14 protein-coding genes are annotated in these 13,258 nt (G+C 65.6%); 4 read left to right on the top strand and 10 right to left on the bottom strand.

Going from position 1 to position 13,258, the window contains the following annotated elements; genetic code table 11:
• Nucleotides 1–27: 27 nt before the first annotated feature.
• The 4 genes from B0G69_RS24290 to B0G69_RS24275 all read right to left on the bottom strand — a co-directional run bounded on the left by B0G69_RS24290 (nt 28) and on the right by B0G69_RS24275 (nt 4,184).
• Nucleotides 28–1,029 (bottom strand): hydroxyacid dehydrogenase, encoded by a 1,002-nt coding sequence (locus B0G69_RS24290; protein WP_121321742.1) that lies wholly within the window; start codon nt 1,027–1,029, stop codon nt 28–30.
• A complete protein-coding gene (gene dctA, locus B0G69_RS24285) occupies nt 1,030–2,376 on the bottom strand; it encodes a C4-dicarboxylate transporter DctA (RefSeq protein ID WP_241991547.1) in 1,347 nt (448 codons plus the stop codon).
• Nucleotides 2,377–2,586: 210 nt separating this feature from the next.
• Nucleotides 2,587–3,762 carry a UxaA family hydrolase gene (locus tag B0G69_RS24280; protein WP_121321738.1) on the bottom strand — a complete coding sequence of 392 codons (1,176 nt, stop codon included), beginning with the start codon at nt 3,760–3,762 and terminating at the stop codon, nt 2,587–2,589.
• 77 nt (nt 3,763–3,839) lie between these two features.
• Nucleotides 3,840–4,184, bottom strand: a complete 345-nt coding sequence (locus B0G69_RS24275; RefSeq protein ID WP_241991452.1) for a UxaA family hydrolase — start codon at nt 4,182–4,184, stop codon at nt 3,840–3,842.
• A 598-nt stretch (nt 4,185–4,782) separates the two neighbouring features.
• Between B0G69_RS24275 and B0G69_RS24270 the strand changes: the two genes are divergently transcribed.
• Genes B0G69_RS24270 through B0G69_RS24255 form a run of 4 tightly spaced genes read left to right on the top strand, consistent with a single transcriptional unit; the run spans nt 4,783 to nt 8,452 of the window.
• Nucleotides 4,783–5,802, top strand: coding sequence for an ABC transporter substrate-binding protein (locus B0G69_RS24270; RefSeq protein WP_121321736.1), 1,020 nt, complete (start codon nt 4,783–4,785; stop codon nt 5,800–5,802).
• A gap of 1 nt (nt 5,803) precedes the next feature.
• Nucleotides 5,804–6,601, top strand: a complete 798-nt coding sequence (locus tag B0G69_RS24265) for an ABC transporter ATP-binding protein (RefSeq protein ID WP_121321734.1) — start codon at nt 5,804–5,806, stop codon at nt 6,599–6,601.
• A complete protein-coding gene (locus B0G69_RS24260; RefSeq protein WP_121321733.1) occupies nt 6,594–7,499 on the top strand; it encodes an ABC transporter permease in 906 nt (301 codons plus the stop codon). The genes B0G69_RS24265 and B0G69_RS24260 overlap by 8 nt, the downstream gene beginning before the upstream one ends.
• Before the next feature lie 35 nt (nt 7,500–7,534).
• Entirely contained in the window at nt 7,535–8,452 is a 918-nt protein-coding gene (locus B0G69_RS24255; protein WP_121321731.1) for a LysR substrate-binding domain-containing protein, read from the top strand.
• Here the strand turns inward: B0G69_RS24255 and B0G69_RS24250 are convergent.
• Genes B0G69_RS24250 through B0G69_RS24225 form a run of 6 tightly spaced genes read right to left on the bottom strand, consistent with a single transcriptional unit; the run spans nt 8,383 to nt 13,235 of the window.
• Nucleotides 8,383–10,119, bottom strand: coding sequence for an FAD-binding protein (locus B0G69_RS24250; protein ID WP_199731327.1), 1,737 nt, complete (start codon nt 10,117–10,119; stop codon nt 8,383–8,385). The two genes, B0G69_RS24255 and B0G69_RS24250, sit on opposite strands and share 70 nt — an antisense overlap.
• A gap of 21 nt (nt 10,120–10,140) precedes the next feature.
• The gene (locus tag B0G69_RS24245) at nt 10,141–10,806 is read right to left on the bottom strand and encodes a fumarate hydratase C-terminal domain-containing protein (RefSeq protein WP_158609005.1); all 666 of its coding nucleotides are present in this window, start codon (nt 10,804–10,806) and stop codon (nt 10,141–10,143) included.
• Nucleotides 10,807–10,813: 7 nt separating this feature from the next.
• A complete protein-coding gene (locus B0G69_RS24240) occupies nt 10,814–11,698 on the bottom strand; it encodes a fumarate hydratase (RefSeq protein ID WP_121321727.1) in 885 nt (294 codons plus the stop codon).
• Nucleotides 11,699–11,755: 57 nt separating this feature from the next.
• Entirely contained in the window at nt 11,756–12,163 is a 408-nt protein-coding gene (gene sdhC, locus B0G69_RS24235) for a succinate dehydrogenase, cytochrome b556 subunit (protein WP_121321725.1), read from the bottom strand.
• The gene (locus B0G69_RS24230) at nt 12,160–12,504 is read right to left on the bottom strand and encodes a succinate dehydrogenase (RefSeq protein ID WP_121321723.1); all 345 of its coding nucleotides are present in this window, start codon (nt 12,502–12,504) and stop codon (nt 12,160–12,162) included. Before B0G69_RS24230 ends, sdhC begins: the two co-directional genes overlap by 4 nt.
• Nucleotides 12,501–13,235: a succinate dehydrogenase/fumarate reductase iron-sulfur subunit gene (locus tag B0G69_RS24225; RefSeq protein WP_121321721.1), complete on the bottom strand. Its 735-nt coding sequence runs from the start codon at nt 13,233–13,235 to the stop codon at nt 12,501–12,503. Before B0G69_RS24225 ends, B0G69_RS24230 begins: the two co-directional genes overlap by 4 nt.
• Between the last annotated feature and the right edge of the window lie 23 nt (nt 13,236–13,258).

Raw genomic sequence — 13,258 nt, 5'->3', positions numbered from 1 at the left:
CTCTGGTTCAGTGGGTTCAGGGGGGCGTCAGTCCGACATGGCCCCTGGCATCGCGTTCGCGTCGGCGACCGGGTCGGTGTCGGGTGATGGGTTCGTCAACGCGGCGGCCACCCGGTCGGCGACAAGCGAACTCACGCGCTCGTTGGCCTGCCTCGTCAAGCCGGCAATATGCGGCGTGAGAATCAGGTTTGGCGCATCGGCGAGCGGCGAGCCGCGCCGCAACGGTTCGTCCTCGAAGACGTCGAGCGCGGCGCCCGCCAGGCGCCCTTCACGCAGCGCCGCAGCGAGCGCGTGTTCGTCGAGCGTGCCGCCGCGCGCCGTGTTGATCACGATTGCGCCGTGCCTGAGGCGCGCGATGCGCCCGCTATCGAGCAGATGGCGCGTCGCCTCGCACAGCGGCACGTGCAGCGTGACGACATCGGCGAGCGCAAGCGCATCGTCGAGCGCCATGGCGCGTGCGCCGGTGCTGCGCCAGCACGGCGCGGCGGCGGGCTGCTGCGGATCGTAGCCGACTACCGTCATGCCGAGCCCGCGCGCCAGCCCGGCGACCCGCTGGCCAATGCCGCCGAAGCCGATTACCGCCAACACGCTGCCGAAGGCTTCCCGTCCGCTCGACAAAGCCTCGCGCGGCCATGTGCCCGCCGCGACCTCGGCGCTGTGCAGATACGCACCGCGCAGCAACACGAGCGCGGCAGCGATCACGTATTCGGCGACGGCTTGCGCGTTCGCGCCGGTCGCCGGAAACACGGCCACGTTGCGAGCCGCGCAGGCGGCGAGATCCAGATTGTCGAGGCCGACGCCGAGCCGTCCGACCACGCTGAGGCTCGCGCCGGCATCGAGCAGCGCCGCCGTGACCTGGGTGCGGTTTCGCACGATCAGCGCGTGCGCGTCGGCCAGTTCGGCGGCAAGCCGCCCGGGCGCTTCGAACAGCGTGGGATCGAAGCGCACGTCGAAGCGTTGCCGCAGCGTGTCGATTGCCGCTTCGTCCATGAACTCGCTGATAACGATCTTCTTCGCGACGGTCGTCATTTAGCTGCCCTTCCCCGCCGCGAGGCGGCTGGTTTCGTCGAGAGCCGGGTGCGCCGGTTGCGGCTTCGGCTGCGGTTGCCGCGGCATCTGAACTTGCGCCTGCACTTCACGCGGCGCGGCGAGGAAATTGCGTGCCGCCCGCGCATCGAATGCGCCTTCCCAGCGCGCGACCACCAGCGTCGCCACCACGTTGCCGATCATGTTGGTCAGCGCGCGGACTTCGTTGAGCACGCGGTCGACGCCGAGAATCAGCGTGATGCCCGCCACCGGAATGATGTTGTGGGTCGACAGCGTGGCAGTCAGCGCGACCAGCGCCGCGCCCGCCACCCCCGCGCCGCCTTTGGACGTCAGCATCAGGATCGCCAGCAGCCCGATCTGTTGCAGCAGCGTCAGGTGCGTGTTGGTGGCCTGCGCGATGAAGAGCGAGGTCATCGTCAGATAGATCGCCGCGCCGTCGAGGTTGAACGAATAGCCGGTGGGCAGCACAAGGCCGACGATCGCGCGCGGGCAGCCCATGCGTTCGAGCTTTTCCATCAGACGCGGCAGCACGGATTCCGTGGTGGACGTGCCGAGTACGATCAGCAGTTCCTCGCGGAAGTAGCGCAGAAGCGGCCACAGCCCCACGCCGGCCCAGCGCGCGGCCGCGCCGAGCACGATCGCGATGAACAGGATGCTGGTGATGTAGAAGCACAGGATCAGCAGGCCGAGTTGCTGCAACGTGCCGATGCCGTACTTGCCCACCGTGAACGCAATCGCGCCGAACGCACCGAGCGGCGCGAGCCGCATGATCATCTCGACGATGCGCATGAGCGTGTCGCCGAACTGCTCGATGCCGCGCATCAGCAAGCGGCTGCGTTGCGACATGATCGACAGCGCAATGCCGAACAGCACCGAGAACAGCAGCACCTGCAGCAGATCGCCACGAGCGAACGCGCCCACCACCGAGTTCGGCACGATCATGTCGATGAAGCCCGACGAGCTCACGTGCGCGTCCGCCACGTAATGCGACATCGCGTGGGTATCGAGCGAAGCGGGATCGATGTTGAGTCCTTCGCCCGGGCGCAGCACGTTCGCGACGACGAGGCCGAGCACGAGCGCGATGGTGGTCACGACCTCGAAGTACAGCAGCGTCTTGAAGCCGACGCGGCCGACCTGCTTCAGGCTTTCCATGCGCGCGATGCCCACCGACACGGTGCAGAAGATCACGAGCGTGATCAGCATCTTGATGAGGCGAATGAACGTATCGCCAAGCGGTTTCATTTCCACGCCGAACTTAGGCCAGAAATAACCGACGAGAATACCGGCGGCAAGCCCGATCAGGACCTGCACGTAGAGATGTTTGAGCACGCGCAAGATGGTGTCTCCTCCACTCGCTGCTGCCAGATGTCGAGCCGGCGCCGCTGCCGCCTGAAATGCCGGCACGGGCGGGCGTCGCGGCCAGTCTCCGTGCCGGCGTGCGCCGGGATGTGAGGTCCGCTCCGTTCGTGGCTGGCGGGCTCGCCTGCTGATCCTGCAAAGCGAGACTACCAGATGAACGCAGCGGCCAGAGCGCCGCGATCAGGCGCTTTCGAACAGACGCGTCAGCACGAACTCGCGATGACCGAGCGCTTCCGCCGCGGTGAAGCGGCCGTTGATCGTGGCCATCATGCATGTGAGCAGCTTGTCGCCGCTCTGGTCGAGATTCTGCTCGCGCTGCAGGATGCCGGTCACGTCCACGTCGATATGCTCGCCCATGGTGCGGACCGTGCGCGGATTCGCGCAGATCTTGATGACCGGCACGATCGGATTGCCGATCACGTTGCCCTGCCCGGTCGGGAAGAAATGCACCGCGAAGCCCGATGCCGCGCACAGCGTCACCATTTCGGCGGCCGCCGACGACGAGTCCATGAACCACAGCCCCGCATGCGTCGGCTCCTCGGCTTTGTCCAGCACACCGTCCACCATGCACTTCTTGCCGATCTTCTGGATGTTGCCGAGCGCCTTCTCTTCGATCGTGGTCAGGCCGCCCGCGATGTTGCCCTTGGTCGGCTGCGACTCGGACAGGTCATCCGTTTTCCAGCGGTTGATCATCTCCTGATAGCGATCGAACATGAACTGGAAGCGCTCGCGCACGCCGTCGTTCGCGCAGCGCGCGGCGACGATCTGCTCGCCGCCGGTCAGCTCAGAGGTCTCGCCGAACACGAGCGTGGTGCCGAGGCCATACAGTTTGTCGAACGCATTGCCGACGGTCGGATTCGCGCCGCAGCCCGACGTGGTGTCCGACTCGCCGCATTTGGTCGACACCCAGAGATCCGAGATCGAACATTCTTCGCGATCGAGCGCGGTCGCGTACTGCACCATTTCTTTCGCCGCCTTCGACGCCCGCATGATCGTGTCGTGATCGCCGTGCAGTTCGATGCCGAAGCCCATCACCGGCTTGCCCGTTTTCGCAATGCCGTCGACCACGCGCTTGGTCCAGCCTTCCTCGATGCCGATCACGATCACCGCCGCGACGTTCGGATTGCTGCCCGCGCCGATCAGCGTGCGGAAGTGCAGATCCAGATCGGCGCCGAACTGCAGCCGCCCATACGGATGCGGCAGTGCCATGGTGCCCTTGATGTTGTGTTCGACCGCTTGCGCCGCGGCGTTCGACAGATCGTCGACCGGCAGGATGATCACGTGGTTGCGTACGCCCACGCGGCCGTTGTCGCGACGATAGCCGCGGAAAGTCGTATCCAGGTCAATCACGCTCATGGTGTCTCTCTCGTTCGGGTTGGTGCGGCTCGATTCCGCGAAGTGATAGTGCTCGCAGCGTGGTGCGGCAACGCCGCTTACCAGCGCTTCGTCTTGATGTTGTGCACGTGCGCGTGCTCGCCGGCCTTGATCGGCGCCACCACCTTGCCGATGTCCACGCCGTACTTGAACACCGTATCGCCCACGGCCATGTCCCTGAGCGCCACCTTGTGACCGATCGGAATGTCCTGCTTCGCCGGGAAGCTGACGATCTCGTCGTCGTCCATGATCCATGCGTTGAGTTGCGTGCCCGCCATGATGCCCTCGACGACCGCCACGCCGACTGTGTCCTTCGCTTCGTGCAAAACGATGTGGATCGTCTTGCGTTCGGGCGACGCACCCGCTGCCGGGGTGCTGTTGATGTCTGCCGTGGGATTGCTCATTAGCGTCTCCGTTCGTGTGATGAATGCGGTGGGGTGCCGCCGGGGCAACGCGCTCGAAACGCGCTGGGGTGAAATCGATAGTAGGCGGCGACTCGGCAGATGTCAACTAGGTCATCTATATGTGTTAGAGGAGTATTTTCCACTATTGCCGCGCCGCTCGAGGCTGTGAGGCCCGTACTAGAGCGGCTGCGCGCCGATCCTTCGAGAGCGCCGCGCGATCTCGCGTTTCCCCGAGTTTGATTTCGCCTACATCATCGCCTAGACTGCACACTCATACAGATGACCTAAATAACACCGATCATCTCGATGCGGCGCGAGGCGCTTCCCGAGGCATCGGAAAAAAGCCGAACGCATGCCGGCGCCCTGTGCGGGCAAAACGTCACGCCGCGCACCACCGGCCACTGGAGACACGCATGATGCTTGCCCCACTCTTCACGGCGCTCACGCTATTCGCGCCAGCGCCGCATTCCCCGTCATTCGTTCAGGCGCGCGCGCCCACGCTCACGCCCTAGCGGCCCTACCCCTGCTCGCCCCGCTTTCGTCCGATCTTCCCCACCCGCGCCGCAACGGCGCTCCACCAACATAGGGTGTGCCAGCCATGAACGTGCAGAGACTGTTTCGAACGATCGGCGTGAGTTGCGTCCTGTCGGCCATGCTCGCCGCCGGTGCCGCGCAAGCCGAACTGAGCGAGGTGAAGATCGCGCGGCAATACGGCGTGAGCTACCTGCCGCTGATGATCATGCAAGATCAGAAGCTGTTCGAGAAACACGCGGCGCAGGAGGGCATCAAGGATCTGAAGGTGTCGTGGGTCGAGTTCGCAGGCGGCAACGTGATGAACGACTCGCTGCTCTCCAACTCGTTGCAGATCGCCTCGGGCGGCGTCGCACCGCTCGTGCTGCTGTGGTCGCGCACCGCCGGCACGCCGGTCGAGGTCAAGGCGCTCGCCGCGATCAATTCGATGCCGCTGCTGCTCAATACGACCAACGTGAAAGTAAAGACGCTGAAGGACTTCACCGGCCAGGACAAGATCGCGTTGCCGGCGGCCAAGGTGTCGATTCAGGCAATCACGTTGCAGATGGCCGCCGAAAAAGCATTCGGCGCGGGCAACCAGGGGCAGCTCGACAAATACACCGTGTCGCTCTCGCATCCCGATGCGCAGCAGGCGCTGATGTCCGGCAACAGCGAGGTCACCGCGCATTTCGGTTCGCCGCCTTTCCAGGAGCAGGAGTTGCAGAAGCAGAACGTGCATACCGTGCTCAATTCGTACGACGTGCTCGGCGGCAAGTCGAGTTTCAATCTGGTCTGGTGTACGACGCGCTTCTATCAGGAGAACCCGAAACTCACGAAGGCCTTCATGGACGCGCTGAATGAATCGCAGGCGTGGATCAATCACGACAAGCATGCGGCCGCGGTCGCCTACCTGCGGATCTCGAAGGAAAAGAGCAGCGTCGAGGAAGTGGAAAAAATGATCACGTCGCCCAACGTGTCGTTCACCACGGTCCCGCAGAACACGATCAAATACGCCGACTTCATGGCGCGCACCGGTCTGATCAAAAAGAAGCCTGCTTCGTGGAAGGACATGTTCTTCCCCACCGCTCAATCCCTGCAAGGAAGCTGACATGCGCGCCGCGACTCAAGCCACGCCTTATCCCGACACCGCGCCACTGCTCGCCGTGCGCGGCGTGACGCTGCAATACAAGACCCCGAAAACGCTCGTGATGGCGACCTACCGCGTCGACTTCGAAGTGTTCAAGAGCGATCGCTTCGTGCTGCTGGGGCCGTCTGGTTGCGGCAAGTCGACCTTGCTGAAGAGCGTCGGCGGCTATCTCGCGCCGAGCGAAGGCACGATTTCGCTCAAGGGCAAGACGGTCACGCGGCCGGGCCCCGACCGGATGATGGTTTTCCAGGAATTCGACCAGCTATTGCCGTGGAAAACGGTGCGGCAGAACGTGATGTTCGCGCTGCAGGCCTCGCATCGGCTGCACGGCAAGGAGATCGAAGAGCGCGCGATGCATTACATCGAGAAGGTCAATCTCGCGTCGTTCGCCGACAGCTATCCGCATACGCTCTCGGGCGGCATGAAGCAGCGCGTCGCGATTGCCCGCGGCATGGCGATGGAGCCCGACATCCTGTTGATGGACGAACCATTCGCCGCACTCGACGCGCTCACGCGCCGCAAGATGCAGGACGAACTGCTCGCGCTGTGGGAGGAAACGCGCTTCACGGTGCTGTTCGTCACGCATTCGATTCCGGAGGCCATCAAGGTCGGCAGCCGGATTCTGCTGCTGTCGCCGCACCCGGGCCAGGTGAAGGCCGAACTGGAAACGGCGAGCACGCCGCAAGAGGCTATTGCGCTCGAAAAGCGCATCCAGCACATGCTGTTCGAAGACGAGATCGAGAGGGCGGAAAATGTCTGACATGCTTACCCATGACGGTTCCGGTCAGCGCGACGCGCGTGCTGTCGTGCGACGCTCCGAGGTGGTCCGCGAGCCGGCGCAAACGCGCGAGTTCAGCGTCGTCGAAAAGCCGCTGTCGCCGTTCGAGCGGCTCTACAACCAGGCGTGGATACGCAAGCTGATCATCCTGCTGCTGCTCGCGGGCGTGTGGGAAATCTATGGCCGCGTGCTCAACAATCCACTGCTTTTTCCGACGTTCAGCGCGACCATCGAGGCGTTCTTCAAGAGCATTGCGAGCGGCGAGTTGCCGGGCAAGGCGTGGGCGTCGATCCATGTGCTGCTGATCGGCTACGCATGCGGGATCGTGCTCGCGGCCCTGCTCACGGCGGCGGCGATCACCTCGCGCATTGGCACCGATTTTCTCGAGACGATGACCTCGATGCTCAATCCGCTGCCGGCCATCGCGCTGCTGCCGCTCGCGCTGATCTGGTTCGGCCTCGGCAACGGCAGCCTGATCTTCGTGCTGGTGCATTCGGTGACGTGGTCGGTCGCATTGAATACGCACTCGGGGTTTCTGTCGGTGAGCAATACGCTGAAGATGGTCGGGCGCAACTACGGTCTGCGCGGCGGCCGCTACGTGTGGCAGATTCTCGTGCCCGCCGCGTTTCCGAGCATCCTGACCGGGTTGAAGATCGGCTGGGCCTTCGCGTGGCGCACGTTGATCGCGGCGGAACTGGTGTTCGGCGTGAGTTCGGGTTCGGGTGGTCTCGGCTGGTTCATCTACGAGAACAAGAACCTGCTCGACATCGCCAATGTGTTTGCCGGACTGTTCACGGTGATCCTGATCGGACTCGCAGTCGAAAACCTGATTTTCCGCGTGCTTGAGCGTCATACGGTGCAGCGCTGGGGCATGCAGTGAACGTGACCTGACGAACGCACCGAACCGGGGCCGCTTTGAGCGCAATCCGCTATTTCGTGACGTTTCTGTCGGTGGCGCGGCACGGTTCGTTCGCGGCCGCCGCTGAGGAAGTGTGTCTCACGCAGGCCGCGGTCGGCTTGCAGATGCGCTCGCTCGAACGCGATCTCGACCTCGTGCTGTTCGATCGCGCGGCGCGTTCGGTGTCGCTCAGCGCGCAGGGCCGCGCGGTGCTGCCGCTCGCGGAAACGCTGGTGGCCAACTACCGGCAGATTCTCGCGACCGGCGACGCCGGCGAACTGTCGGGCACGGTGCGCGTGGGCGCGCTGGTGTCGTCGCTGATGGGCGCGTTCGCCGACGCGATGCTCAAGCTCAAGCAGCGCTATGCGCGGCTCGATCTGAAGCTGTTCACGGGGTTGTCGAGCGACTTCGCCGCGCGTGTGGAAAGCGGCGAACTGGATGCGGCGATCGTCGCGCAGTCGCCGTCCGCGTTGCCGGCCGCGCTCAAATGGACCATGCTGTACAGCGAGCCGATGGTGTTCATCTCACCGGCGGGCGCACCGCACGCGTCGATCGACGCGCTGCTCGAAGAACCCTTTATCCGCTTCGACCGTCACACGTGGACCGGCGTGCTGGTCGACAATGCGCTGCGCCAGCTCGGCACGGCGCGCAACGAAATCATGGAGTTGAATTCGATCGAAGCGATCACGGAGATGGTGCGGCGCGGCTTCGGCGTGTCGATCGTGCCGCTGCTCGCCAACGCGAACTGGACCCGCGAGTCGGGGCTGCACGTGACGCCTTTGCCCGAGCGGGTGACGCCACGCCGGGTCGGCCTGCTGGAGCGGCGCGAACATGCGCGCGAGGCGTTCACGGACGCGGTCAAACGTCACTTCATCGACACCGCCGAGCTTTCCTCTTCGAGCAACGACTCGCCCGGCCGAACCCGCGTGAACTGAACGCGCTGGCGGCTCGCGGCGAAGCGCTCACCTTCGAGACGCAGGCACATGTATTCGGAAGTGTCCAGATCGCCCGCTTCCGGAAAGTCCTCGCGATAATGCGCGCCGCGCGAGTTCTCACGCAGCAGCGCGGATTCGGTGATTGCGCGGCTCACGAGGATCAGGTTGCGCAGATTCATCCAGTCGTGCCACGACAGATTGAAGCGCAAGTCGCGGCCGTCGACGCCGGTCTGTTCGAGCTGCGTCTCCAGTTCGCCGAGCTGGCGGCGGGCGCGTTCGAGCCCCTCGGCGTCGCGCAGAATGCCGACGTCGTTCCACATCACCTCGGCGAGCGCGTCGCGGATCGCTTCCAGGTCGCCCGGCGGCTGGTGCAATGGACGCGTGCAACGCGCCATGGCCGCGTTGAGCGCGTCCGTGTCGGCGGTGGCGAAATAGCCGTGGCGCGGCACCCAGGCCGCCAGCGTGTCGCCCGCAATGCCGCCGAACACCGTCGAATTCGCCACGCCATTGCCGCCCAGCCGGTTCGCGCCATGCACGCCGCCGGCATCCTCGCCGGCGACGAACAGGCCCGGCAGCGTAGTCGCGCACTGCGCGTCGAATACGACGCCGCCCATCATGTAGTGCGCGGTCGGCACCACTTCGACGAGGCCCCCCGCCAGATCGAAACCGCAATCGGCGCAGCGCTCGACCATGCCCTTGAACTTCTGACGCACGCTGTCCGCGCCGAGGTGATGCATCTGCAGATAGACGCCGCCGTTCGGCGTCGCGTGCCCGGCGCGCAATTCGCGGAAGATGCTGCGCGACACCACATCGCGGGTCGCGCGTTCCGCGCGCGGATCGTACGTCTGCATGAAGCGCTCGCCCGCGCCGCTCAGCAGATAGCCGCCCGCGCCGCGCAAACCCTCTTCCAGCACGGTGCCGGTCATACGCGTGCCCGCGCCCGCGAGCAATCCGGTCGGATGAAACTGCACCATCTCCATGTCGCGCAGCGTGAGGCCGGCGCGCAGCGCCATCGCCATGCCGTCGCAGCTCTTGTCGCCGCTCGGCGTGTGATAGCGATACATGGTCGGGCCGCCGCCGGTCGCGAGCAGCACCGCGCGCGTGCGCACGAACACGAATTCGCCGCTGCGCATGTCGATCATCAGCACGCCGGCGAGCGTCGCGCCATCGCGGCTGCGGATGAACTCCACCGCGCGATGGTCTTCGAGCCGCTCGATGCCGCGCGCCCACACCTGCTCCGCGAGCCGGTTGATGATCTCGATGCCGGTCTGGTCGCCCTTGTGCACGGTGCGGTCGAACGTCTGTCCGGCGAACGCTTTCTGCCGCACCGAGCCGTCCGGATTGCGGTCGAAGAAGCAGCCCAGTTCGTTTTCGAGTTCACGAATCCGTTCGAGCGCGCCCGTCACCAGCATCCACGCGAGGTCCTGATTCGAAAGCCACTTGCCGCCTTCGATCGTGTCCATGAAGTGGCGCTCGACCGAATCGCCCGGCGCGAGCGCGACGTTGTAGCCGCCCTGCACCATGCGCGTACAGCCGCATTTGCCCAGCAGCCCTTTGACGGCAATCGTGATGCGCAAGTGCGGCGCCGCGGCCTGCGCGTGCAAGGCGGCGAACAGACCCGCACCGCCGCTGCCCAGAATGAGGATGTCGGTATCGAACTGTTTCATTGCGATGCGCTCTCCGATGCCTCAAGCGCGAATGCCGAGCGACGCGAGCACCGCGTCGCGCTGCGTGCGCGTGTTCTGTTGAACGGCGCTGTAAAGGCTGCCGCCGTGACTGTCCATCGCGACCAGCAGCGGCCCGAAGTGATGAATGCGCAAACGCCACAGCGACTCCGGGTTGAGATCGTCGAGATCGACGTCTTCGATCTGCTCGATCCACGTGGTTTCGAGCGCCGCCGTGCCGCCGACGATCGCGAGGTACACGCCGCCGAACTGCGCGAACGCCGCGCTCGACGCCGCGCCGAGCCCGCCTTTGCCGATCACCGCGCGCACGCCGTAGGTCTGCATCAGCGGCGCGGTGAAGCGCTCCATGCGCATTGACGTCGTCGTGCCGATGCACACCGGCTCGTAGCCGGCCGGATGCTGCGGCGAGACGTCGACGCGCCGCACGTTCGGCGCGGTATGGATCACCGCATGGCCGCGCAGATCGAAGCGCGTGGCGCGGCCGTGATCGAACATGTGAATCTGGGTGGCGTCGCGAATGCCGAACAGCGTGCGGTTCAGCGTGACCGTGTCGCCTATGCGCAGCGCGCGGATCTGCGCTTCGCTCGCTGGCATGTCGAGCGTGTGATGCGTGCCATTCGTCGGTGCGCTCACCGGTGCGCTCACCGGTGCGCTCAACGGCGTGCTCATGGACGTTTCAGTAGCCATACTCGACTCCCTGCGCGCTCAGCGTGGCGCGCGCGCGTCGCGCCGAATGACACTGCATGTTCACCGCGACCGGGTTCATCGTGATGTGCGTCGCCGCCAGTTCGACGTGTACCGCGAACGCGGTGGCATCGCCGCCGAGGCCCTGCGGCCCGACGCCCAGCTGATTGACCGCCGCCGACATCTGCCGCTCCAGCGCCGCGCCGTGCTCGTCGTCGCAGTGCGTGCCGAGCGGCCGCGTGGCCGCCCGCTTCGCCAGCGCGACGCACAGGTCCGAGGTGCCGCCGACGCCCACGCCGACGATCGTCGGCGGACAGGTCTTGCCGCCCGCCTCGACCACGCAGTCGATCACGAAGCGCCGGATTGCATCCACCCCTTCGGCCGGAATCGCCATGCGCAGAAACGAGTTGTTCTCCGAGCCGCTGCCTTTCGGGATCATTTCGATCGACAGCGTGCCCGGCGTCGCGTCGAAATCGATGTGGATCACGGGCACCCCGACGCCGCACGAATTCTGCTCGTTGTGGCGCGTGAGCGGATGCACGACCGACGAGCGCAGCGGATGCTCATGCGTGGCGCGCGCACAGCCGCTGCGGATCGCCGCCTTCAGGCGCAAGCCGTCGAAGCGCACACCCTCACCGAGCGTGACGTTGTAGATCGGCAGGCCGGTGTCCTGACACAGCAGATTGTCGGCTTGCTCGGCCACCACGATGTTCTGCCGCATCGTGCCGAGCACGCGGCGCGCGGTGTCGTTGCGCTCGCTGGCTTCGAGCTTCGCAATGCCGTCCTTCACGTCCGGCGGCAACTGCTTGAGCGAACGGATATACAAGGTGCTGGCGATCTCCTCGATCAAGCCGTAGTCGACGGTGAAGTCCGTCATGTCCTGTGTCCTTGCCATCGTGGTCGTTTCCATTGAAGCCTCTTCAAACGCGCGGGTTCACAATGTCAGCGAAAGCGCAAATGCCATCCCGATCACGAACGCGCCGCCCGCGGTCAGCGCGATCAGATCCTTGCGCAAGCCGCTCCACGGCCGGAACTCGATCAGCAGCAGCCGCACCCCGCCGATCAGATGCGCGGCGAGCAGCGTGACCAGCCCCCACTCCGCGAACACGAAGCCCGGCGCGCGCGTGACGGCGAGGAACGATTCGAAACGCGCGGCGCCGTTCAGCGCGGTGCCGAGCGCCCAGAAATGCGCGGGCAGGAAGAACGCCAGCGCAAGACCGGACAGGCGGTGCACGAGAAAAGCCCACCACGCGGGATGATTGCGCGCGCGGAAATCGAGCCTGCGGCCCGGCGTGGCGGCGCGTGGATGGGCGGTTTGGGCGGTACGGGTGGTGGAGTTCATGCCGCCACGCCCGCGATCAATCCATAGACCGCACGCAAGCCCGCCAGCGCCAGCCCGACGCCGATCAGCAGGCTCGCGCGCGCGGCCCAGACGCCGCGCCAGTTCAACCACTCGTCGGCGATACGGCGCAGGCCCACTGGAACGTGCAGCGCCGCGGCGATCACGAAGATCGCGTAAAACAGGCCCCATGCGACATTGCCATGCAGACGCGCGATCACGTCCACCGCGCGCAGTCCGCCATGCACGACCCAGATCATCGTCGCCAGATGAATCGCGACGCACAGCGTCAGCACCATCGCGGACAGGCGTTGCAGCGACCATGCGTCGAAGGTCCGGTTCATCGCCCGCCTCCTGTTGGCCGCGTTCGCCCCGCGCGTTTGAGGCCGGCGATGCTCGCCGTGGGCGCCAGCGCTTTCGGGCAGCGTTCCGTGCACGAGCCGAGGGTGTGGCACGAGTGGCAGCCGGCGTCGGTGGCGACCGCGTCGTGGCGGGCGCCCTGTTGCACGTCGCGCACGTCGTTGACGAGCGTCCACGCGCGATTGAGGGCAGCCGGCCCGAGATAGTCCGGTTTCCAGCCGACCACGTCGCAGCTGGCATAGCAGACGCCGCAGCCGATGCACTCGATGCCCGCATCCGCGGCCTGCCGTTCGGGCGACGCGGGATCGACCAGTTCGAGCGGTGCGGAGCGATCACGATTGCCCGCGAAATAGCCCTTCGCTTCGCGCCATTTGTCGAAAAACCGCGTCATGTCGACCGCCAGATCCTTGACGATCGGCAGATGGTTCAGCGGCGCGATTTCGAGCACGTCGCCGGGGCGCCGCAGCACCTGCGCGACGTGCGTGCGGCAGGTCCAGCGCGCGCGGCCGTTGACGGTCATCGCGCAGGAACCGCACATGCCGACGCGGCACGCGAAACGGTAGGACAGCGTGGCATCGATACTGCGCTGGATGTGCGTGACGACGTCCAGCACGGTCTGGCTCGCGCGGCGCGGCACCTCGAACGGCTCGAAGGCACCGTCTTCGGCTCCGCGCCAGACGCGCACGCCCAGCATGTCGCTGACGGATGGCTGCATAGGGTGATGGTCCGATAGTCCTA

It is taken from the genome of Paraburkholderia sp. RAU2J (assembly GCF_003634845.1).
Lineage (GTDB): Bacteria > Pseudomonadota > Gammaproteobacteria > Burkholderiales > Burkholderiaceae > Paraburkholderia > Paraburkholderia fynbosensis.
This window is presented reverse-complemented; position numbering and strand designations above follow the sequence as displayed.